Annotated in this window: 22 protein-coding genes; 12 read left to right on the top strand and 10 right to left on the bottom strand. The window is 62.6% G+C overall.

The features are described from left to right. The first annotated feature begins 84 nt into the window (after window positions 1-84). Window positions 85-906 carry an alpha/beta fold hydrolase gene (locus HB375_RS11765; protein WP_167673161.1) on the top strand — a complete coding sequence of 274 codons (822 nt, stop codon included), beginning with the start codon at window positions 85-87 and terminating at the stop codon, window positions 904-906. On the opposite strand, the gene HB375_RS11760 is transcribed toward HB375_RS11765, so the two are convergent. From HB375_RS11760 to uxaC, 6 genes are read right to left on the bottom strand one after another with little or no spacing between them, the layout of a single operon-like run. After that, window positions 896-2,386, bottom strand: a complete 1,491-nt coding sequence (locus HB375_RS11760; protein ID WP_167673160.1) for a mannitol dehydrogenase family protein — start codon at window positions 2,384-2,386, stop codon at window positions 896-898. The genes HB375_RS11765 and HB375_RS11760 overlap by 11 nt on opposite strands. A gap of 7 nt (window positions 2,387-2,393) precedes the next feature. After that, window positions 2,394-3,236, bottom strand: a complete 843-nt coding sequence (locus tag HB375_RS11755) for an ABC transporter permease (protein WP_167673159.1) — start codon at window positions 3,234-3,236, stop codon at window positions 2,394-2,396. 4 nt (window positions 3,237-3,240) lie between these two features. Beyond that, the gene (locus HB375_RS11750; RefSeq protein WP_167673158.1) at window positions 3,241-4,146 is read right to left on the bottom strand and encodes an ABC transporter permease; all 906 of its coding nucleotides are present in this window, start codon (window positions 4,144-4,146) and stop codon (window positions 3,241-3,243) included. Window positions 4,147-4,157: 11 nt separating this feature from the next. Next, entirely contained in the window at window positions 4,158-5,231 is a 1,074-nt protein-coding gene (locus HB375_RS11745) for an ABC transporter ATP-binding protein (RefSeq protein WP_167673157.1), read from the bottom strand. A gap of 15 nt (window positions 5,232-5,246) precedes the next feature. Further along, a complete protein-coding gene (locus HB375_RS11740) occupies window positions 5,247-6,434 on the bottom strand; it encodes an ABC transporter substrate-binding protein (RefSeq protein WP_167673156.1) in 1,188 nt (395 codons plus the stop codon). 52 nt (window positions 6,435-6,486) lie between these two features. After that, window positions 6,487-7,890: a glucuronate isomerase gene (gene uxaC / locus HB375_RS11735; RefSeq protein ID WP_167673155.1), complete on the bottom strand. Its 1,404-nt coding sequence runs from the start codon at window positions 7,888-7,890 to the stop codon at window positions 6,487-6,489. A gap of 171 nt (window positions 7,891-8,061) precedes the next feature. Here uxaC and HB375_RS11730 point away from each other — a divergent pair, with 171 nt between their 5' ends. From HB375_RS11730 to HB375_RS11720, 3 genes are all read left to right on the top strand, one after another. Beyond that, complete coding sequence (locus HB375_RS11730; RefSeq protein WP_246728447.1) at window positions 8,062-8,742, top strand: GntR family transcriptional regulator; 681 nt, start codon at window positions 8,062-8,064, stop codon at window positions 8,740-8,742. 30 nt (window positions 8,743-8,772) lie between these two features. Next, a complete protein-coding gene (locus HB375_RS11725; RefSeq protein ID WP_167673153.1) occupies window positions 8,773-10,305 on the top strand; it encodes a UxaA family hydrolase in 1,533 nt (510 codons plus the stop codon). A 105-nt stretch (window positions 10,306-10,410) separates the two neighbouring features. After that, the gene (locus HB375_RS11720; protein ID WP_167673152.1) at window positions 10,411-11,217 is read left to right on the top strand and encodes a DUF72 domain-containing protein; all 807 of its coding nucleotides are present in this window, start codon (window positions 10,411-10,413) and stop codon (window positions 11,215-11,217) included. A 6-nt stretch (window positions 11,218-11,223) separates the two neighbouring features. Here HB375_RS11720 and HB375_RS11715 read toward each other — a convergent pair whose 3' ends face one another. The 3 genes from HB375_RS11715 to HB375_RS11705 are packed head-to-tail and all read right to left on the bottom strand — an operon-like array spanning window position 11,224 to window position 12,832. Beyond that, entirely contained in the window at window positions 11,224-11,814 is a 591-nt protein-coding gene (locus HB375_RS11715) for a nucleotidyltransferase family protein (RefSeq protein WP_167673151.1), read from the bottom strand. Further along, window positions 11,811-12,503, bottom strand: a complete 693-nt coding sequence (locus HB375_RS11710; protein ID WP_167673150.1) for an XdhC family protein — start codon at window positions 12,501-12,503, stop codon at window positions 11,811-11,813. Before HB375_RS11710 ends, HB375_RS11715 begins: the two co-directional genes overlap by 4 nt. 5 nt (window positions 12,504-12,508) lie before the next feature. Continuing rightward, window positions 12,509-12,832, bottom strand: coding sequence for an XdhC family protein (locus HB375_RS11705; RefSeq protein WP_167673149.1), 324 nt, complete (start codon window positions 12,830-12,832; stop codon window positions 12,509-12,511). A 154-nt stretch (window positions 12,833-12,986) separates the two neighbouring features. Between HB375_RS11705 and HB375_RS11700 the strand changes: the two genes are divergently transcribed. The 6 genes from HB375_RS11700 to HB375_RS11675 all read left to right on the top strand — a co-directional run bounded on the left by HB375_RS11700 (window position 12,987) and on the right by HB375_RS11675 (window position 20,263). Further along, window positions 12,987-14,192 (top strand): ABC transporter substrate-binding protein, encoded by a 1,206-nt coding sequence (locus HB375_RS11700; RefSeq protein WP_167673148.1) that lies wholly within the window; start codon window positions 12,987-12,989, stop codon window positions 14,190-14,192. A gap of 6 nt (window positions 14,193-14,198) precedes the next feature. Then, window positions 14,199-16,070: an ABC transporter permease subunit gene (locus tag HB375_RS11695; protein ID WP_167673147.1), complete on the top strand. Its 1,872-nt coding sequence runs from the start codon at window positions 14,199-14,201 to the stop codon at window positions 16,068-16,070. Beyond that, window positions 16,067-16,813 carry an ABC transporter ATP-binding protein gene (locus HB375_RS11690; RefSeq protein WP_167673146.1) on the top strand — a complete coding sequence of 249 codons (747 nt, stop codon included), beginning with the start codon at window positions 16,067-16,069 and terminating at the stop codon, window positions 16,811-16,813. Before HB375_RS11695 ends, HB375_RS11690 begins: the two co-directional genes overlap by 4 nt. Next, window positions 16,813-17,517 (top strand): ABC transporter ATP-binding protein, encoded by a 705-nt coding sequence (locus HB375_RS11685; protein WP_167673145.1) that lies wholly within the window; start codon window positions 16,813-16,815, stop codon window positions 17,515-17,517. The genes HB375_RS11690 and HB375_RS11685 overlap by 1 nt, the downstream gene beginning before the upstream one ends. Window positions 17,518-17,701: 184 nt before the next feature. Then, on the top strand, window positions 17,702-18,475 hold the full coding sequence (locus tag HB375_RS11680) for a ferredoxin--NADP reductase (protein WP_167673144.1): 774 nt from the start codon (window positions 17,702-17,704) through the stop codon (window positions 18,473-18,475). 129 nt (window positions 18,476-18,604) lie between these two features. Continuing rightward, window positions 18,605-20,263 carry a bifunctional metallophosphatase/5'-nucleotidase gene (locus HB375_RS11675; protein WP_167673143.1) on the top strand — a complete coding sequence of 553 codons (1,659 nt, stop codon included), beginning with the start codon at window positions 18,605-18,607 and terminating at the stop codon, window positions 20,261-20,263. Window positions 20,264-20,317: 54 nt separating this feature from the next. Here the strand turns inward: HB375_RS11675 and HB375_RS11670 are convergent, their stop codons facing one another. Continuing rightward, a complete protein-coding gene (locus tag HB375_RS11670; RefSeq protein ID WP_167673142.1) occupies window positions 20,318-20,821 on the bottom strand; it encodes a peptide deformylase in 504 nt (167 codons plus the stop codon). Window positions 20,822-20,962: 141 nt separating this feature from the next. On the opposite strand from HB375_RS11670, the gene HB375_RS11665 reads away from it, so the two are divergent. After that, window positions 20,963-21,436, top strand: coding sequence for a YbhB/YbcL family Raf kinase inhibitor-like protein (locus HB375_RS11665; protein WP_167673141.1), 474 nt, complete (start codon window positions 20,963-20,965; stop codon window positions 21,434-21,436). Window positions 21,437-21,479: 43 nt separating this feature from the next. Continuing rightward, complete coding sequence (locus HB375_RS11660) at window positions 21,480-22,139, top strand: dienelactone hydrolase family protein (protein WP_167673140.1); 660 nt, start codon at window positions 21,480-21,482, stop codon at window positions 22,137-22,139. Window positions 22,140-22,160 lie beyond the last annotated feature (21 nt).

Raw genomic sequence — 22,160 nt, 5'->3', positions numbered from 1 at the left:
CCCTGCCCGTCCGCCCGTTCGCTCTATTTCTCGCGGGCAAGCCGGGCGCGGCGAACGGGTTCACACGAGGGAAAGGGCAGACCGATGAGCAGGTTCAAAACGAAAGACAGCACGAAGATCTATTTCAAGGATTGGGGAACCGGCCAATCCGTCGTGTTCTCGCATGGCTGGCCGCTCAGCGCGGACGCCTGGGATGGCCAGATGCTGTTTTTCGGCATGCACGGCTATCGTGTCATCGCCCATGACCGCCGGGGCCATGGCCGCTCCAACCAAACCTGGAACGGCAACGACATGGACACCTATGCCGACGATCTTGCGGAACTGATCAACTCGCTAGACCTACACGACGCGGTTCTCGTGGGGCACTCGACGGGCGGCGGCGAAGTCGCGCGCTACATAGGTCGCCACGGAACGTCCCGCGTTGCGAAAGCGGTTCTGCTCGGAGCCGTCCCGCCTCTGATGCTCAAGACCGAAACCAACCCCAACGGCACGCCGATGGAAGCCTTCGACGGCATCCGTGCTGGGGTCTTCAACAATCGGTCGCAATTCTTCAAAGACCTGACCATTCCCTTCTACGGCTATAACCGCGAGGGCGCGAAGATCTCGGAAGGCATTCAGGACTCGTTCTGGCATCAGGGCATGCAGGCCGGCATCAAGGCCGCCTATGACTGCATCAAGCAGTTCTCGGAAACGGACTTCACCGAAGACCTACGGAAATTCGACGTGCCGACCCTGATCGCCCACGGCGACGACGACCAGATCGTGCCGATTGCGGCCTCCGCCATGCTGTCCGCCAAGCTCGTTCCGAACGCAGCGCTCAAAATCTATCCGGGCGGCCCGCACGGGCTCGCCCAGACGATGCAGGACGAGTTCAACGCCGATCTTCTGGCGTTCATCAAGGGCTGACGAGGCGGCTCTCGAACTCGGCGACGGTGCGCTTCGCACCTTTCTCGTAAAGGCGTGTCAACGCCGAGACCACCGCCTCGACGAAACGCGGGTCCGCGGGCAGATCGTCGCCGAAAATCTCGCGCACGGTAAAAAGCTCGCGCGCTAGCCGCTCCGGAGAGTCATCCGCGCGGTCGGCGAGGATGCGCAGATGCGCGGCCATCGGATCGCGCACGTCGATGGGAACGCCCGTCTCGCCGATGCCGGTGACATATCGCATCCACGCCGCGACGCCCAAAGCGAGCCGATCGATGGAAGCATTACTTTTCAGCCGGTCACGGACTGTGCCGAGCAGGCGCTGCGGCAGCTTCTGCGATCCATCCATGGCAATCTGCCAAGTGCGATGCTTCAGCGCCAGGTTCTTGAAGCGCTCGATCAGCGCGCTTTTGTAGGACGCGAGATCGGCGCCCGGCGGCATGTGAAGCGTCGGCGTGACTTCCTCATCCATCAATCCTCGGATCAGTTGCTCATAGGCGGGATCGGCCATCGCTTCGGAAACGGTTTCGTATCCGGCAAGGTATCCGAGATAGGCGAGCGTCGAGTGACTGCCGTTAAGAAGCCGGAGCTTCATGTGCTCGTAAGGCTCGACGTCCGCGACAAATTCCGCACCCGCCTTCTCCCAGGCTGGCCGCCCTTGCGGGAAATGGTCCTCGATGACCCACTGGATGAAGGGCTCGGTGACGACAGGCCAGGCGTCCATTGCACTAAGGCGCGCGCTGATCCGCTCGCGATCGTCGTCGGTCGTAGCAGGAACGATCCGGTCGACCATCGTCGAGGGACAGGCGACGTCGCTTTCGACCCAGCGACCCAGGTCGCGATCAACAAGTTCTGCGTAACGGGTCAGGACACGTTTCACCGTGCGGCCATTGGACGGAAGGTTGTCGCAGGTCAGCACCGTGAAGGGCGCGGCACCCGCCGCGCGGCGACGGCGCAGCGCCTCGACGATCAGGCCGGGCGCCGATTTCGGCTGCGCGGGATTGGCGAGGTCGTGCTCGATATCGGGATGCCCCTCATTGAGCTGCCCGGTCGCCGGATCGTGGCAATAGCCCTTCTCGGTGACGGTCAAAGAGACGATCCGCGTTGCAGGATCGCTCATGACGGCCAAAAGATCGTCCAAGGCCTGCGGTGCGACGATGACCCGCGAGATCGAACCGATGACGCGCAGCGCCTCTCCCGCACTTGAACGAACAGAGAGCGTATAGAGGCCGCCCTGCGGCTCCAGTGCGTCCGAAGTATCAGGACTGCGCAGGCTCGCGGCAACGATCCCCCAGTGTGGATCATTGGCGAGAACATCGTCCGTATAGGCGGCCTGATGGGCCCGGTGGAACGCGCCGACACCGAGATGAACGATACCGGTCGTGATCCGTGAGCGGTCGTAGTCCGGACGCCGAACCGTCGGCGGAAGTTCCGCCAGAACGGCATTGTTCAATCTCTTTGTCATCACGTCCTCAATGGGCCGGCTGCTGCTTGGCGCGGGTCACGATCTGCGTCGGGTTGACGAAGCGCAGAGCGATGATGAGCCAGACAAGCGTCGTCACCATATAGATCACCGCCATGGCGTCGATGGACTGCACAGCCCGAACGCCCGCGGCAAACACCGCATAGTAGAGCGCAACGACAAGCGTCTGGCTCGTCGGCCCGGCCACCAGGAAGGTCAGCTCGAACATGGCGATGGTGCGCACCAGGACCAGAAGCAGAGCCGCCAGAATACCCGGCAGGAGCAGGGGCATCAGGACATGGACGAAGAGCTTGAACGTGTTCGCCCCGAAAACCCGCGCCGCCGCCTCGATCTTCGGATCGACCTGCTCGATGAAGGGGATCATGACCAGGATGACGAAAGGCACGGTCGGCACGAGGTTGGCGACGACGACACCCCAGAACGTGCCCGCAAGACCGGTCCGGTAGAGAACTGTCGCGAGCGGAATGCCGAAGGTGATCGGGGGAATGAGAAGCGGCAGCAGGAACAGCAGCACGAGCAGCCGCTTGCCGGCGAATTCCCGGCGAGCAAGCGCATAGGCCGCCGTGACGCCGAGCAGGCCGGAGATCAGGACGACCGCTCCGACCACTTGGAAAGTGACGAGCAGAACATCGCCAAGCTGGAATTCGCTCCAGGCTGAATCATACCAGCGCGTCGTCCAGCCGATAGGCAGCCATGTGCCGAGCCAACGGGTGGCGAACGAACTCGTCACGACCGTACCGATCATGGCGAAGAGGTTGAGGACGAAGAAGCCGACAAGCGTCCAGATGGCTGCCGCCCAGAGCTTCGCGCCGAGAGTGGTATCGCGGATCATCGGCTTATCCTTTCGCGCCGCTGGCGGGGCCGCGGTAGAACAGGCCGCGCGAGGCCAGAACCGCAACGACGATGGCAAGCTGCACGAAGCCCATGATCATCGCGATGGCCGAGGCCATCGAGTAATCATATTCCTCGAACGCCGCCTGATAGGCCGCAATCGAAATGACGCGGGTTGGTCCCGCGGGAGCACCCAGGAGCACCGCCGACGGGAAGACGGAAAACGCCTGCACGAAAGAGAGGCAGAACGTGATCGCAAAACCCGGCATCAACAGGGGCAGATAAACGTGACGGAAGCGCTGCCATGCACTCGCTCCCAGCGTCGCGGCCGCCTGCTCCAGGGCCGGATCAATGCCGGTGACATAGGACAGGGTCAGAAGGAAGGTGAAGGGAAAGCCGGTGATGACGAGCGAGGCAAAGACGCCCCAGTAATTGTGCACGAGCTTCAGGGGTTGCGAGATCAGGCCGAAGGTCATCAGGGTCCGGTTGAACCATCCCTGCGGGCCGAGATAGTTCAGCAGACCTTCCGCGACCAGCACCGTGCCGAGCGTGATCGGCAGAACGAGGATCGTGGTCAAAAGCCGCTGATGGCGCATGAGCCGAACGCGAAAGGCAATCGGCACCGCGAGAACCAGATTGAGAAGCGTCACCGGAACCGCAAGCCAGAGAGTCTTGCCGATCGTGTCGTAAAGAAACGAATCCGAGAAGAACCGAACGTAGTTCGAAAGCCAGCCGCCGCTTTTCGGCTCGAAGGAGAGAATGAGGCCGAAGGCGAAGGGATAGACGAACAGGCACAGGCTGAAGACCGCGGCGGGCACGACCAACAGCGTCACCGCGTCGAAGCCGCGAGCCGCCAGCCGTTGCCGCAGGCTGGGGCCTTGAATGATAGAGGGCGCGACGGTCTGATGCATCCTCCCCTCCCCTAGGCGGGTTCGGCGAAAACGAGAACGCGCTCATCCGCGGCCCGCAGGTGGACGGCGGCTCCGGGCTCGACGGCGACGTGAGACCGGAATACGAAATCCAGTCCGCCGCGCGAGCGGGCCGTACCGACGAACTCGCGTCCGCGATATTCGATAGTGTCGACCGTGACCGCGAGCGCATTCGGCCCCGGCTCTCCGGCCACGAGATCATCGGAGCGGATCGCCGCAAAGGCCACCGCACCGACCGCCAGCTTCTCGCGTGCGACGCCGCTGATCTTCGCACCTTCCACATCGACGACCGCGCGGCCATTGTCATGTGAAACGACGCTTCCCTTGAGCTTGTTACGGAAGCCCATGAAGTCCGCGACGTCGAGATGGGCGGGGGCTTCATAAAGCTCCTTCGGCGTGCCGACCTGGCGGACCACACCGTCGCGCAGAACCACGATCCGGTCCGCAAGCGACAGAGCTTCGTCCTGATCGTGCGTCACGTAGATCGTCGTCGCCCCAAGCTCATTGTGAATGCGGCGGATCTCGGCACGCATTTCCAAGCGCAGCTTCGCGTCGAGATTGGAGAGTGGCTCGTCCATCAGCACGAGCGGCGGCTCGATCACGATGGCGCGGGCAATCGCCACGCGCTGCTGCTGACCGCCGGAGAGTTGGCCGGGAAGCTTGTGCTCCTGTCCCTGCAGACGCACAAGGCGCAGCGCCTCATCCACCTTGCGGTCGATTTCCGCCTTCGTCTTGCCGCGCATCTTCAGGCCGAAGCCGATATTCTGGCGCAGGTTCATGTGCGGGAAGAGCGCATAGTTCTGGAAAACCATTCCGAACCCGCGCTCCTCCGGCTTCAAGGTATCGACCCGGCTCTTGTCGAGCCAGATCGCGCCGCCCGTGACGGGCAGAAGACCCGCGATGCAGTTCAGCGTCGTCGACTTGCCGCAGCCGGACGGACCAAGCAGTGCGATGAACTCGCGCCGTCTGATGGTCAGGTTGACATTGCGCAGCGCGTTGAGGGCGCCGAAATCGCGGCTGACATTGTCGAGCCGGACCTCGTTGAACTGTGACAAGGCAATCGTCATCGCGGGTCCTTCACTTTACTTACGCTTCGATCCGCCGACCTGCTCATCCCAGATGCGGAAGGCGACGACCATCTGGTCGGGCTGAAGCGGCAGCTCGATCGGGTTTTCGGCGATCAGCTTCTCGTATTCGGGGCGTCCGAATTCCTTGATCGCGGCCTGGCTCTCGGCAGGAGCCATGTCGAGGGTCACGCCCTTCACGGCCGGGCCCGGATAGAAATAGCCCTCGTCGTAGGTGTAGGCCTGCTGCTCCTTGGTGAGGAGGAAGTTCATTAGGTCGATTAGCACGGCGAGCTTTTCGTTCGACAGGCCCTTCGGCACACACATGTAGTGAGCGTCCGCTACCCAGTGGAAGCCTTTGAGGGCCGCGACCTTCGCCTCCTTCGGCACAACGCCGAGAACGCGCGGGTTGATGTCCCAGCCGGTCGTCGAGACGGTCATGTCGCGCGAACCTTCGCCGAGTTCCTTCATCACTGCGCCGGTGCCGGACGGGTAGTACTCGATGTACTGGCCGAGTTCCTTCAGGTACGCCCAGGTCTTGTCCCAACCCTTCGCGGGATCCTGCGGGTTGCTGTCACCGAGGATGTAGGGCAGGCCCATGATGAAGGTGCGGCCTGGGCCGGAGTTCGCCGGGCGAGCGTAGATCAGCCGGTTCGGATTGGCCTTCGCCCAGGCGAGCAGTTCCTCCGCCGTGGTCGGCGGGGTCTGCACCTTGTTTGGCATGTACTCAAGGAGCGGGCCGGACGGATAATATGTCACGACGACGCCCTGCCCCTTTGCCAGCGTCTGCATCTTCGCGGCGGCGGGGAGATAGATGTCATCGAGTTTCGGCAGCGCCCCCGCATGGGTCGGCAGCAGCTCCACCCACAGCTTCTGATCGATACCGGCGGAGAGCGCGTCCGTGCCGGTCAGAACGAGGTCGATATCGACGCGGCCCGCATCCTGCTGCGCCTTGATCTTGCCCGCGAGCTCAGGGGCCGGAGCCTTAGTGAAGGTGATGCGCGACACAAGGTTCGGCTTCGCCTTGCGGTAATTCTCGATGGCCTTCTGCGTCAGCGCGAGGTTGCCCGCGACGTCGATGACGTTGAGTGCGACCGGCTCCTTCGGCAGCGCCAATTGCGCGAAGCTCTGGCCGCCGAAGGCCGCCACGCCCGCAGCGCCGGCGACACCGCCGACGAAAGTCCGTCTGGTGATCAAGTTATTCATCATCTTCCTCCCGTTCTGTGCGGCACGGCCCTTTGTTGGGCCCTGTCCGGCGTCACAGCTTGTAGGCCTCTTTGGCGAGGCGATAGGCGAGGTCGTGAGCCACCTCGTGCGCCTCATCCTCAACGAGGCGATGGCTGGCCACGAGTTCGGCGAGATAGGCGCAGTCCACTCGGCGGGCCACGTCATGACGTGCTGGAATGGAGAGATAGGCCCGCGTGTCGTCATTGAAACCGACCGTGTTGTAGAAACCGGCAGTTTCAGTGGTGAGTTCGCGGAACCGGCGCATGCCCTCCGGCGCATCGAAGAACCACCAGGCGGGGCCGAGCTTCAGAGCCGGATAGTGCCCCGCGAGCGGCGCGAGTTCGCGCGAATAGCTCGCCTCGTCGAGGGTGAAGACGATGACGGACAGATTGGGATCGTTGCCGAACCGATCTAGCAGCGGCTTCAACGCGCGGACGTAATCCGTCTGCGAGGGAATATCCGCACCCATGTCGCGCCCGAAACGGGCAAAGAGTGCGTTGTTGTGGTTGCGGAAGGAGCCGGGGTGAATCTGCATCACCATCCCGTCTTCGACGCTCATGGCCGCCATTTCGGTGAGCATCTGGGCGCGGAAGAGCTCAGCCTCCTCCGCGCTGACAGCGCCTGTCGAAACCTTGCGGAACAAAGCTTCGACCTCTGCACGCGGCAGATCGGCCGTCCGTGCGGTGGGATGACCGTGATCGGTGGAGGTCGCGCCATAGCCGCGAAAGAACGCGCGGCGCTTGCGGTGCGCCTCAAGGTATCCGTCCCAGGTGAGCGTATCGCAGCCCGCGATTTCGCCGAAGCGAACGAGGTTCTGCGGGAAGCCTTCGAAATCGGGATCGATCACGGGATCGGGCCGATAGGCGGTGATGATGCGCCCGTTCCAGCCCGATTGCCTCACCGTTTCATGATGCGCCAGCGGATCGAGCGGGCTCTCCGTCGTCGCGATGACTTCAATGCCGAAGCGGTCGAACAAGGCCCGTGGGCGAAACTCGGGCGTCCGCAGCGCAGCGTCGATCCGGTCGAAATAATCGTCGGCGGTTTTGGGCGACAGGCGTTCAGTGAAGCCGAACAGCGTCGCGAAAGTATGATCGAACCAGGAGCGGGTCGGCGTGCCGCGAAAGAGATGATAGTGCGCGGCGAAGCGGCGCCAGATTTTGCGCGGATCGCGCTCCATGGCGCTCCCGTCCTTCGTCGGGACGCCGAGGTCCTCCAGCCTCACGCCCTGGCTGTAGAGCATTCGAAAAATGTAATGGTCGGGAATGACCAGCAGCGTCGCGGGATCGGGGAACGCCTCGTTCTGCGCATACCAGCGCGGATCCGTGTGGCCATGCGGTGAAACAATCGGCAGATCCCGGACAGCTTCATAGAGCCGCCGCGCAACGGCGCGGGTCGATGGCTCGGCAGGAAACAGCCGGTCCGGGTGGATCAGCATGGCGTTACTCCCTTGAGGCGTCATACCGGCTTGTTTTTGGGACCGGTTCAGAGCGCCTACGGTAGGGAAGCTTAGAGCGAGCGGCGCTCCTTTGCAATGGTCTACTAGTATGGTAGTGTTCTACTTATGAACGATAGAACCCTTACGAAGCTGGAAATCAACCGGGAGCCGATGGCCCGACAAGTCACGCGGGCGCTCCGCAACGCCATCGTGACGATGCAGCTGTCGCCGGGGGAAATGCTGTCGGAGCAGGACTTGGCGCGGCGGTTCGGAGTCAGCCGTTCCCCGGTCCGCGAGGCCCTGATCAAGTTGAGCGAAGCCGGCCTCGTGCGCGTTTTACCCCAGCGCGGGACCCAGGTTGTAAAGATCTCCCGCGCGGGCGTCGAAGATGCGCGCTTCATTCGCGAGGCGGTGGAGACGGCGGTCGTCCGCGAAGCGGCGTTGAAAGCCAGCCCCGCCATGCTGGCGGAATTGAACGCGAGCCTGACCCGGCAGAAGCGCGCCCAACGCTCGAAGACGACCGAGGAGTTTCTGGCGCTCGACGAAGAGTTCCATCGCCTTTTGGCGGAAGCTGCAGGCCGCCCTGCCGCGTGGCAGATGATCGAGGATGTTAAGCCGCAGATGGATCGCGTGCGTTTTCTCGACATGACGCAGGCCACGCCGCGTCACATTGTAGTAGCGCAGCACGTGCTGATCGTGGACGCGATCAAGGCGGGCGATCCCATCGCAGCAGAACAGGCCATGCGCCAGCACTTGAGCGAGATCCTGCGGTCTCTGCCGGAGCTTGCCGCTCAGTATCCCGATCTTTTTGAATTGGAACCCGAAGCCTCGCCCGCTGCGCTGATTGCGTAAATGATTGCGGTTGGCGCGTAGGATATCGCCATGTTGGACAAGCCTGCCCTGACGCCGCGCACCGTGCGCCTCCATGACCGGGACAATCTCGTCGTGGCGGTCGAGCCCATCGAGGTCGGAGCCTCCGTGCACGGCGTCACGGCCCGCCAGAGGGTACCGCGCGGGCACAAGATGGCGATTGCCGCCATCCGGCAAGGCGAGCCCGTTCTCAAGTTCGGGCAGATCATCGGTTTTGCATCACAACAGGTTTTGCCGGGCGATTGGCTGCATGAGCACAACGTCGCCATGCACGAATTCAGCCGCGACTACCGCTTCGCGGAAGATGCTCGCCCCGAAGCCATCCTGCCAGTGGAAGCGCGTGCGACCTTCGAAGGCTATCGTCGCGCCAACGGCAGGGTCGGGACGCGGAATTATCTCGCCATCCTCACCAGCGTGAACTGCTCGGCCTCCGTCGCCCGCTTCATCGCGAAGGAGATCGAGCGATCGGGGATTCTGGCCGACTATCCCCATGTCGACGGCGTCATCCCGCTCGTTCACGGCACCGGCTGCGCCATGGATACCAAGGGCGAGGGTTACGACATCCTCAAGCGCACCCAATGGGGCTACGCCGCCAACCCGAACATGGCCGGCGTACTAATGGTCGGCCTGGGTTGCGAAGCATTTCAGATTGGCCGCTGGAAGGAACTCTACAATCTCGAAGAGAGTGACACCTTCCGCTCGATGACCATTCAGGACATCGGCGGCACGAAGAAGACCGTCGCCGCCGGTGTTGCAGCGGTGCGCGACATGCTCCCCATCGCCAACCGCGCGACACGTGAAACCGTACCGGCTTCCGAACTGATGCTGGCGCTGCAATGCGGTGGGTCGGATGGCTATTCCGGCATCACGGCCAACCCGGCCCTGGGCGCGGCAGTCGACCTTCTGGTCCATAATGGCGGCACCGCAATCCTGTCCGAAACGCCGGAGATCTACGGGGCCGAGCACCTCCTGACGCGCCGCGCCGCGACACCCGAAATCGGAGAAAAGCTGATCGGATTGATCCGGTGGTGGGAGGACTACACCGCCCGCAACAAGGCCGAGATGAACAACAACCCCTCCCCCGGCAACAAGGCGGGCGGGCTCACCACCATTCTGGAGAAGTCGCTCGGAGCGGCCGCAAAGGGCGGCACGACGGTCCTGAACGGCGTCTATCATTATGCAGAGCCCGTCACGGCGAAGGGGTTCGTGTTCATGGACACGCCCGGCTACGACCCGGCTTCAGCCACGGGCCAGGTGGCCGGGGGGGCGAATGTTCTGTGCTTCACGACCGGACGCGGCTCGGCCTATGGCTGCAAGCCGACGCCTTCGATCAAGCTCGCCACCAACAGCGAAATCTACCGCCGCATGCTCGACGACATGGACATCAACTGCGGCGACATTCTCGACGGCGTCTCGATTGAGGAAAAGAGCCGCGAAATCTTCGAGGCCATCCTCAAGATGGCTTCGGGACAGCGCACGAAGTCGGAAGAGATGGGCTACGGCGATGCCGAGTTCGTGCCCTGGCAGGTCGGCGCGACCATGTGAAAACGCAGGACTCCGCCTTGAGAGCAGGAAACGGGATGCTTTATCGTTGAAGCGCACTACTTATGGGCAGCGACGCCAGCAACCCGAATCCGAGAGACTTGAGACATGCCGCAGGACGCAAAGCCGAAAATCCATATCGGGATCGGCGGATGGACCTATGAGCCCTGGCGGGGGACCTTCTATCCCGAGGGCCTGACGCAGAAACGGGAGTTGGAATACGCCAGCAGCAAGCTGACCTCCATCGAGATCAACGGCACCTATTACGGCTCGCAGAAGCCGGAAAGCTTCGCCAAGTGGCATGCCGAAACGCCAGACGATTTCGTGTTCGCGCTCAAAGGTCCGCGCTTCACCACCAACCGGCGGGTTCTGTCGGAGGCGGGCGAATCCATTGAGCGTTTCTTTTCCAGCGGCGTCATGGAGCTGAAAGACAAGCTCGGCCCGATCAACTGGCAGTTCATGCCGACGAAAAAGTTCGATCCTCAGGATTTCGAAGGCTTTTTGAAACTCTTGCCGAAAAGCGTCGAGGGTCGAACGATCCGCCACGCCGTCGAAGTGCGCCATGATAGCTTCCGCACGCCCGATTTCATTGCCCTCGCACGCGATCATGGCGTTGCCATCGTGGTTGCGGCGGACAGCGAGCATCCGCAGATCGCCGACATCACGGCGCCCTTCGTCTACGCGCGCCTTATGGGCACGTCTGAGAGCGAAGAGACTGGCTACTCCAAGAAAGCTATCGCGCTTTGGGCGGAACGAGCGCAGGTTTGGGCCGCCGGCGGCGTGCCCGACGGGCTGGAGATCGTTACCCCGCACAAGGGCAAGACCGGCCCGCATGATGTTTTCATGTATGTCATCAGCGGCTTCAAGGTACGCAACCCGGCAGCAGCAATAGCGATGATCGACAAGCTGAAATAGAGACCGCTACTTCAGCATTGCGGCTTCCTGTAGCATATCCGGCGTGTCGATATCCTCCAGAATGGCGGGGTCATCGACCGGCCATTCCAGCACGTCGCTTCTTCCGCGCAAGATGAGAGAAGCACCTGTGTCTCCAGAAAGTGAGCCGACCATCATCCCGATTTCACGCGAGAGCACGACGGGATTGCCGCGTCTTCCGTTGAACGTCGGAACCAGCGCATAGGGTCTTTCCTCGCTCCAGGCGGCGATCAACACGTTGATAAGGCCGGTGGTGATAAGCGGCATGTCGCCAAGAAGAATAATGACGCCTTGAACCTCCGGCGGCAGGGCCGCGAACCCGGTTTTCAGGGAAGTCGAAAGACCTTCGGAAAAGGACGGGTTGCGCACAATGCCGACCTCTAACCCGGAAACGGTTCGTTCAACCTCTCGCGCCCTGTAGCCTGTCACCACGATCACCGGCCGTGCGGACGATCCCATGACCGCCTCCACGACATGGCGAATGAGGGGTTTTCCGCGAAAGTGTGCCAAAAGCTTCGGCTCCGTGCCGAAGCGGCTCCCCTGTCCTGCGGCGAGGATGAGAGCGGCAACGCCACTCATGCTGTTCGCCTCCGATCTTTTCGCAAAGTTGCGATCATCTCCGCGAGGATCGACACTGCGATCTCGCCGGGCGATGCGGCTCCGATATCGAGCCCGATCGGCGCATGAATGCGAGCGATATCTGCTTCGCTGAACCCCGCCTCCTTAAATCGTTCGACCCGCCGTTCATGTGTCTTCCGCGAGCCGAGCGCCCCAATGTAGAAGCAGTCGGCCCGCAATGCGGCGATCAGGGCCGGATCGTCAATGCGCGGATCGTGGGTCAGCACCGCCAGCGCGGTGTAGGCATCGAGTCCAAGTGCAGGCAGCACTTTGTCGGGCCATTCGATCACGACCGGCACATCGGGAAAACGTTCGGGCGTCGCGAAAGCCGCGCGCGGGTCGATGATCGTCACGTCGAGATCGAGGTTGCGCATGAGAGGCGCGAGCACCTGGCTGACATGCACGGCGCCAACGATCACGGCCCTGACGGGCGGCGTTTGGACGTTCAGGAAGAAATGATGCCCCTCCCTTTCGATTAAACCGCTTTTGCCAAGGCCCAGATACTCCCTCAACTCTTCCGCGAGAGGATCGCCTTTCAGGCCCTCGCCGCGCACGAGGCGCTGCGCGCCGGTTTCGATATCAGTCACCACCACCGCGCCGCGACGGGCAGACCGTTCCACATTGAGTTCGGACAGGAGGTCAAGCTTCATACGGGCTAATCCAAGCGCTCGAGATAGATCCTGATGCGCCCGCCGCAGGACAAGCCGGCCCGCCAGGCGGTTTCATCCGCGACACCGAATTCCAGCAGGCGGGGCCTCCCGTCGCCGATCACGTCGATGGCCTCGGTGATGACGTCCCCCTCCACACAGCCACCGGAGACGGAACCGAGGAAATGGGCGTCCGCATCAACGACCAACTGGCTGCCGACCGGACGGGGAGCTGACCCCCAGGTTTCGATAACGGTGGCGAGCGCCACGCCCTTCCCGGCGCGCCTCCACGCCTCGGCCTGCCCCAAAATGTCGGTATCGCTGGAAAGCATCTTTTGAACCTCCTCGCTCGCCTCCATCCTTCAACGCTCAATGTGGAGGCGGGATCGAACAGGGCCAGGGGAAATGCGAGACAGCGTTTGTTTGCGGCGGCCTTTGGCGGTATGGAGGGGCGCTGTTGCCGGTCAGATGAAAAGTGAGCAGGTCATGAAGATGGGGTTTCGGTTGTCGGCGTCCCTCGCCTTCCTCGCCGTGATGGGCGCGGGAACGGCTGCCCTGGCGCAGAACGAGATCAAGATCGGCGAAATCAATAGCTATTCCGGTATTCCAGCCTTCACCGAGCCCTATCGCAAGGGCTGGCAGCTCGCGGTTGACGAAGTCAACGCGGCCGGCGGCATCGGCGGCAAGAAAATTGTCGTGATCTCGAAGGACGACGCCGGCAAGCCTGCGGATGCCGTCACCGCCGCCAATGAGCTGGTTTCGCGGGAGGGCGTTGCGCTCCTCACCGGCACCTTTTTTTCCAATATTGGCCTCGCCGTTTCGGATTTCGCCAAGCAGAAGAAAGTTTTCTTCATGGCGGCGGAGCCCCTCACCGACGCTATGACCTGGTCACAGGGCAACCGCTATACCTTCCGTCTGCGCCCCTCGAACTACATGCAGGCGGCGATGCTGGCCGAAGAAGCCGCCAAGCTGCCCGCCAAGCGCTGGGCCACCATCGCGCCGAACTACGAATACGGCCAATCCGCCGTGACGGTGTTCAAGCAACTTCTCTCGGCCAAGCGCCCGGATATCGAATGGGTGGCGGAGCAATGGCCGCCGCAGGGCAAAATCGACGCCGGGGCGGTGGTGCAGGCCATCGCCGCGTCGAAGCCCGAAGCGATCCTGAACGTCACGTTCGGCCCCGACCTCGTCAAGCTGGCGCGCGAAGGCAATACGCGCGGCCTGTTCAAAGACCGCGCGGTCGTGAGCTTCCTGACCGGCGAGCCCGAATATCTCGACCCGCTGAAGGACGAGACGCCGGAGGGTTGGACCGTGACCGGCTATCCCTGGTACGCCATCAAGGCACCGGAACACGACGCTTTCCTCAAGGCCTATCAGGCCAAGTTCAACGATTATCCGCGCCTCGGTTCGATTGTCGGCTACGCCACGATGAAATCGGTCGCGGCGATCCTGGCCAAGGCGAGCTCGACCGACACGGACAAGATGATCGAAGCGGCGGAAGGGATCGAACTCGACTCGCCCTTCGGAAAAATCGCCTTCCGCAAGAGCGACCACCAATCGACGCTCGGAGCCTTCGTCGGCAAGACGGCGGTCAAGGATGGCAAGGGCGTGATGGTCGATTTCGGTTATCGCAGCGGCGCCAAGTACTTGCCCAGCGACGACGAGGTGAAGAAGCTGCGGCCTGCGGAATAACCCTCCGTGGAATTTCTCGCCGTCCAGTTTCTAACCGGCCTTGCGAGTGCAGCTTCGCTGTTTCTCGTCGCGTCAGGCCTGTCGATCATCTTCGGCGTGACGCGGATCGTGAACTTCGCGCACGGCGCCTTCTACATGCTCGGCGCCTACCTAGCTTACACCCTGACCGAGCGGCTTTCCGGGCCGCTCGGCTTCTGGGGCGGTCTTTTGACCGCCGCGCTCGCTATTGCCGCCATCGGCGTCATCGTCGAAATTATGCTGCTGCGGCGGATCTATCGCGCGCCCGAGCTTTTTCAGTTGCTGGCCACCTTCGGCCTGACACTGATGGTGCAGGACCTCGTGGTCATGATCTGGGGGCCGGAGGATCTTGTGGGTCCGCGCGCGCCCGGCCTTAAGGGTGCGATCGAAATCTTCGGCCAGCTGGTGCCGCGCTACGACCTGTTTCTGATCGTTCTCGGCCCCACCGTCCTTGGGCTTCTGTGGCTCCTCTTTCGCCGCACTCGCTGGGGTGTGCTGGTCCGCGCGGCGACGCAGGATCGGGACATGGTCGCGGCGCTGGGCGTCAATCAGAAATGGCTGTTCACCAGCGTTTTTGCGCTCGGCGTCTTTCTCGCCGGGCTCGGTGGGGCGTTGCAGATTCCGCGCGATGCGGTGAGCCACGCCATGGACCTGCGCATCATCGTCGAGGCGTTCGTGGTGGTGGTCATCGGCGGCCTCGGCAGCGTGTTCGGCGCGTTCATCGCGGCGGTCATCGTCTCCGAACTCAATGCCTTCGGCATCCTGATCCTACCTAAAATATCGCTCGTTCTCGTCTTCCTCGTTATGGCCGCGATCCTCGTTTTTCGGCCGTGGGGATTGTTTGGCCGCGCCGAAGGCCAGCCTCGTCAGACCCTCGGCCTGACCATCCGCCCCTGGAAGCCCTTTACGCGCACTGAGCGTATCGCTGCCGCTCTCGCCGCGCTGGTCGCGGCGCTGCTGCCTCTGGTCGATGGTGCTTATGCGCTCACCGTCGCGGCGGAGATTTTGGTCTTCACCCTGTTTGCCGCGAGCCTCGGCTTTCTCATGACGGTCGGCGGCCTCTCCTCGTTCGGCCATGCCGCCTATTTCGGGCTCGGCGCCTATGGCGCGGCGTTCGTCGCTAAAAGTGCAGGCCTGCCGATGGAAGTGGCGCTTCTTGTCGGGCCGCTTCTCGGCCTTGCGGGCGCGGTCGTTTTCGGCTGGTTCTGCGTCCGGCTCTCCGGCGTCTATTTCGCCATGCTGACGCTGGCCTTCGCGCAGATCACCTGGTCGGTCGCTTTCCAATGGGTGGAAGGGACGGGCGGCGACAACGGCATTCTGGGCGTCTGGCCTTCGGCTTGGGCCGCAAATCCCGAGCGATTTTATTGGCTCGTTCTTGCCATCACCGCGACCGGCATTGCAGCGCTACGCGCCCTCGCCTTCTCGCCCTTCGGCTATGCCATGCGCGCGGCGCGGGATTCCGATCTGCGCGCGGAGGCCATCGGCATCGACCGCAAGCGGGTCCAGTGGACAGCATTCATCGTTGCAGGCACCTTCGCCGGCATCGCGGGAGCGCTCTTCGCGTTCCTGAAAGGCAGCGTCTTTCCCGAAAACCTCGCGATCCCGCTTTCGATTGATGGTCTCGTCATGGTGCTGCTCGGCGGCGTCGAGACGGTGTCCGGCGCGGTCGCCGGGGCCATTGTTTATAAGGCGCTCGCCATTTGGCTCGTCAGCCAGGCGGAATTCTCCAAACTGGTACTCGGCGGCGTCATCGTGACCTTGGTCGTCGCTTTTCCGAAAGGCATCGTCGGCTTCATCGAGGACATGCGGGCCCGAAGGCCGCGCGCGAAAGCCGCCGCCGTCGCGGAGGCCGCAGAATGACGGCGCTCCTTGAAGTCGAGGGTCTCACCAAGTCCTACGGCGGCGTTCATGCTGTCCGAGATGTCTCGTTCGCGCTTGAAACCGGCAAGATCCTCGCCCTCATCGGCCCGAACGGTGCGGGCAAGAGCACCTGTTTCAACATGCTCAATGGCCAGATCCGACCAGATCGAGGCGTCATCCGCATTGCGGGCCGAAATACGACTGGTCTCAGCCCGCGCGCCATCTGGCGCTTAGGTGTCGGGCGCACCTTTCAGATCACGGCGACTTTCAATTCCATGACCGTGCGCGAAAATATGCAGGTCGCCCTGCTCTCCCACCATCGCGAGCTTTTCGTTCCGCGCGGCTTCGCGGGCCGTTTCCACGTCGGGCGGGCCGATGCGCTCCTCGATCTGGTCGGCATGGGCCATCAGGCCGAGCGCGCTTGCGGGGAACTCGCCTATGGCGACCTGAAGCGACTTGAACTCGCCGTGGCGCTGGCGAACGAGCCGAAGTTACTTCTCATGGACGAGCCGACCGCTGGAATGGCGCCAAAGGAACGTGCAGACCTCATGAACCTGACGGCTCGCATCGCCCGCGAGCGAGGCCTTGGTGTGCTTTTCACCGAACATGACATGGACGTGGTGTTTGCCCATGCGGACCGGATCATGGTGCTGAACCGGGGCGAACTGATCGCTCAAGGCGTGCCGCAGCAGGTGCGGAACGACGCCAGGGTCAAGGCCACCTATCTCGGCGGGGCGACCTGATGAAGCTCAGCGTCTCGCAGCTCGATAGCTTCTATGGCCCGGCTCACATCCTATCCGATGTCGCGCTCGACGTCGGCGCCGGCGAGGTTGTCGCGCTTCTGGGGCGCAACGGGGCGGGAAAATCGACGACCCTGCGCTCGATCATGGGGCTCGTGCCGCAGAGAACAGGCCGCATCGTCTTCGAGGGAAGAGATATCTCGACCCTCCAGACCCATGAGATCGCAAGGCTTGGCCTCGGCTATGTGCCGGAGGACCGCCGGATTTTCACTGAATTGACCGTGGAGGAAAACCTCATGGTCGGCCGCCAGCCACCCCGTAAGGGAGCGCCGGCCTGGACGCGGGACAAGGTCTTCTCCCTCTTCCCAAACCTCGGCGAGATGCGCGGTAGGCTTGGCGGGCGTATGAGCGGGGGCGAGCAGCAGATGCTCACCATTGGCCGAACCTTGATGGGAAACCCCTCCCTCCTCCTCCTCGACGAGCCTTCGGAGGGGTTAGCCCCTAAGATCGTCGAGGAAATGGCCGAGGTCGTTCTCGCCATGAAGCGGGAGGGCCTGAGCGTCCTCCTCTCGGAGCAGAACCTGCATTTCGCCCGAAAAATTTCGGATCGCGCCTCTATCATCGAGAAGGGCCGCATCCGCTTCAGCGGCACGATGGCCGAGCTCGAAGCCAATCCCGGCATCCGCGACGCTTATCTGGCTGTTTGATCTTTCGTACCTTGTGGTATGAGAGCCACGCAAAGCGGCAAGGCAAGGAATTGATGCCTGCGGCCTGACCTTCTGCTCAGAAATCGCGGAGATAAATGGGCATGCGAGCGGCACAGCAGGCCGACAAAGGAGTTTCGTCCTTGAGACGGGACTTTTTGAACACTTTCGAGGACGGACCGAAGGCATGAGCAATCTGAACGAAGAACGCGTCTTGAGCATCCATCACTGGACCGACACGCTGTTCAGCTTCACCACGACCCGGAACCCGTCTTTCCGCTTCAAGAATGGCCAGTTCACGATGATCGGCATCCCGGTCGACGGAAAGCCGCTGCTGCGAGCCTACAGCGTCGTGAGCCCGAACTACGAGGAAAAGCTGGAATTCTTCAGCATCAAGGTGCCAGACGGCCCCCTCACCTCGCGGCTTCAGCACATGAAGGAAGGCGACCCCATCATCGTCAGCCGCAAGGCGACGGGGACACTCGTTCTCGACAACCTCCTGCCGGGACGAAACCTCTACCTCCTCGGTACCGGCACGGGCCTCGCCCCCTTCATGAGCATCATCCGCGACCCCGAGACCTATGAGCGCTTTGAGAAGGTCGTCCTCGTCCACGGATGCCGTCAGGTCGATGAGCTCGCCTATGGCGAGACCATCACGAAGATCTTGCCCGAAGACGAGTTCTTGGGCGAGGAAATCCGCCAAAAGCTGATTTATTACCCCACTGTCACGCGCGAGCCCTTCCGCAATCGCGGACGGATCACGGACCTGATTTCCACGAACAAGCTTTTCGAGGACATCGGCCTCCCCTCGCTCGACCGCGAATCCGACCGGGTCATGCTGTGCGGCAGCCCGCAGATGATCCAGGAACTCCGCACCATGCTCGATGAGCGGGGTTTCGTGGAAGGCAACCACGGTGAGGCCGGGCACTTCGTTATCGAGAAAGCCTTCGCCGAGCGCTGAGCGAACGGGCACTCCGCCGAGAAAATGAGCCGGATAACGAACGGCGGCTATTTTGCGCGGCGCGCGGGTGACTTAACCCGCGCCGCCGTAACAGGCTAACGACGATCTTTTCCAGAGGGCAGAACTTCCATGAAACGTTTCTCCACCCTGGCCATGGCCGCTCAGCTCGCCCTCTTCGGGGCGACAGGGGTCGCCTACGCACAGGACGCGCTTGACGTCAAAATCCTGGCGATCAACGACTTCCACGGCAATCTGCTGCCGCCCGGCACCATCAAGATCCGCGACCCGAAGGACCCGTCCAAGACCATCTCGGTCCCGGCCGGCGGCTCCGAGGCCATGGCGACGCTCGTCAAGCAACTGCAGAGCGGCAACAAGAACTCGATCTTCGTCGCGGCGGGCGACCTGATCAGCGCGAGCCCCCTGCTCTCGGCGCTCTTCCATGACGAGCCGACTGTGGAATCCCTGTCGCTCATGGGCCTTGAGGCGTCCGCCGTCGGTAACCACGAGTTTGACGAGGGCAAGGTCGAGCTGCTCCGCATGCAGAACGGAGGCTGCCACCAGAAGGACGGCTGTGCCGGCCCGCGCCCGTTCACAGGTGCCAAGTACAAGTACCTGGCAGCCAGCACTATCGACACGGCCACCAATAAGCCGCTCCTTCCGCCCTACTACATCAAGGAATTCGAAGGCATTCCGGTCGCCTTCATCGGCCTGACGCTCAAGGACACCCCCGGCATCGTGATGCCGTCGGGCGTCGAAGGGCTGAAGTTCCAGGACGAGGCGGAAACCGTGAACGCCCTCATTCCCGAAATCCGCGCCAGGGGCGTCGGCACCATCGTCGTGCTAATCCACGAAGGCGGCTTCCCGACCGGTGACTACAACGAGTGCCCCGGTATCTCCGGCCCCATCGTCGACATCGTCAAGAAGCTCGACAAGGCAGTGGGCCTCGTCATCAGCGGCCATACGCACAAGGCCTATAACTGCCGGATCGATGGCCGTCTGGTCACGAGCGGCGACAAGTTCGGCAGCATCGTCACCAACATCGACATCAAGATCGACCGCAAGACCCGCGCTCTGATCGAGGCCAAGGCCGACAACGTGATCGTTGCGACCGAGACCTATGCCAAGGACCCCGAGCAGACCAAGCTGATCGAGGAATATCAGAAGCTTGCGGCCCCGCTCGCGAACCGGGTGGTCGGCATCATCGGCGCTTCGCTGACCAAGGAGGAAAGCCCGGCAGGCGAAACCACGCTTGGTAGCGTGATCGCCGATAGCCAGCTTGCAGCCACCGCTGCGGAGCGTGACGGACGCGCCGTCGTCGCCTTCATGAATCCCGGCGGCGTGCGCACCGATCTTCTGAAGAAAGACGAAGGCAAGGTGACCTATGCGGGCCTCTTCGCCGTGCAACCTTTCGCCAACTCTCTCGTCACCGTCGATCTGACCGGCGCGCAGATCAAGACGATGCTTGAGCAACAATGGGCCAATCAGCCGAAGCCGCGCGTCCTGCACGTGTCGAAGGGCTTCAGCTATACTTGGGACAACGCCCGCCCTGCCGGCGACCGGGTTCTGGCCGAGAGCATCAAGCTCAACGGCAAGCCGATCGTTCTGGAAGAGAGCTATCGCGTCACCATCAACAACTTCCTGGCTGATGGTGGCGACGGCTTCTCCGTGCTCAAGCAGGCGAAGAACCCGCTCTACGGCCCGTTCGATATCGACGCCTTCGCCGCCTACTTCGCTGGCAACAGCCCGATTGAGCCGGTGAAGCTGGACCGCATCACGCGCCTCAACTGAGGCTCACCCCTCATGATCGAAGCGATGGCCGGGCTTGTCCCGGCCATTTGCATTTCAGGGCCGGGCGCGCTGCAGCTTCTCGAAGCGTTTGACGACCCGGTCACGCTTGAGCCTTGAAAGCCGATCGATCCAGAAAATCCCGTCGAGCTGGTCGATCTCATGCTGAAGGCAGACCGCCATGAAGCCCTCAGTCTCCTCCTCGTGCTCCCGTCCCTCAAGGTCGGCATAGCGCACGCGGACGCGGGCCGGCCGTTCGAGCTCCTCCGTCGCGCCCGGCATGGACACGCTGCCCTCCATGTGCCGGATAGTGTCGGACGACGCCCACGCGACCTCAGGGTTCACATAAATGCGCGGCTCGCTTGCCTGCTCGAGCTGGATCACCACGAGACGCTTGAGGATACCCACATGCGGCGCGGTGATGCCGACGCCGGGAGCAGCGTGCATCGTTTCCAGCAAATCCTGCGCCAGCACACGCAACGCCTCGTCGAACGATGTCACAGGCTCGGCCTTCTGGCGCAGGCGCGGATCGGGAAAACGGACGATGGGGAGCAGGGCCACACGATGTCTCCAAGAGAAGGATTTTCGCGAGAGATCACACCCTCTCGCTCGTCGCAACTCGTCGCATGAAGCCGTTGACAATTGTCAGCCGTCCGCCGGGCTCCGATGGTAGTTCTGTCCGGGTGATGCAGGAAACCGGCGATGGGAATGACGTTGACAAGCCCGGCCTTCGTCCAGAACGGCCCAATCCCGCAACGCTACACCTGTGAGGGTGATGACCTTTCTCCCCCGTTGGCTTGGACAGGCGTCCCTGCTGGGGCGGCGTCGCTGCTCCTGATTTGCGATGATCCGGACGCCCCGCGCGGCGTGTTCACCCATTGGGTTGCGTTCAACATCCCAACTGATCTCGACGGTCTTGCCGAAGGTGCTGGGTCGCGCCAGGGAGGCGTGTTCCAGGAGGCAACCAACGACTTCGGCGGCGTCGGTTATGGTGGCCCTTGCCCGCCTCGCGGAGACCGGCCGCATCGCTATCGCTTCAGGCTTATGGCCATCGACCACCTCCTCGACGGCCTCCCGGCCCATGCAAGATATGCGCAGATCCTGGAAAAAGCGAAGCCCTCCGTGATCGCTCTTGCGGAACTGGTCGGCCATTTCGGGCGGCCATCGACCCGTTGACGAATATCAAAACCGGCTCCGGCTGCGGAGATACCGTTTTGCGATGGTGCATTCGGTCACGGAATTGCTCGTCGGAAAGTTGGGACTGCCCGGAGCGGTGACGGTCCCTTCCGACTCTATCGGCCTCGTCGTGTTCGCGCATGGCAGCGGATCGAGCCGCTTGAGCCCTCGCAACACAATGGTTGCGAGGCAGCTGAATGAGCACCGCCTCGCAACGCTTCTGTTCGACCTTCTCACGGACGACGAAGCCATGGACCGCCGGAATGTCTTCGACATTCCCCTTCTGGGCGGACGCGTGGTCGAGGCTCTGCACTGGACAATCACCCAGCCTACCCTGAACGCTCTTCCGGTCGGCCTCTTCGGCGCCAGCACCGGCGCTGCAGCGGCCTTGGTCGCGGCAGCCGAGGCACCCGATCTTGTCTCCGCCGTCGTCTCGCGCGGCGGGCGGCCCGATCTCGCGGGGCCGGTGCTGGAGCGTGTGAGAGCGCCAACGCTTCTGATCGTCGGCGGCGAGGATTATCAGGTGCTGGAGTTGAACCGCATCGCTCAACGGCACTTGCGCTGCGAAACCAGTCTCGTCGTCGTGCCGGGAGCGACACATCTCTTCGAAGAGCCGGGGACATTGGGTCAGGTCGTCGCGGCGGCATCGAATTGGTTCACGAAGCACCTCGCCGGCAAGGTGCACCCAGTGACCTCCTCTTGATGAGCCATCACAGTCCCGAAA

The organism is Microvirga terricola (assembly GCF_011777495.1).
GTDB classification, from domain to species: Bacteria; Pseudomonadota; Alphaproteobacteria; order Rhizobiales; family Beijerinckiaceae; genus Microvirga; species Microvirga terricola.
The sequence above is the reverse complement of the archived record's forward strand: the minus strand, read 5'-3'. Positions and strand labels throughout refer to the sequence as shown.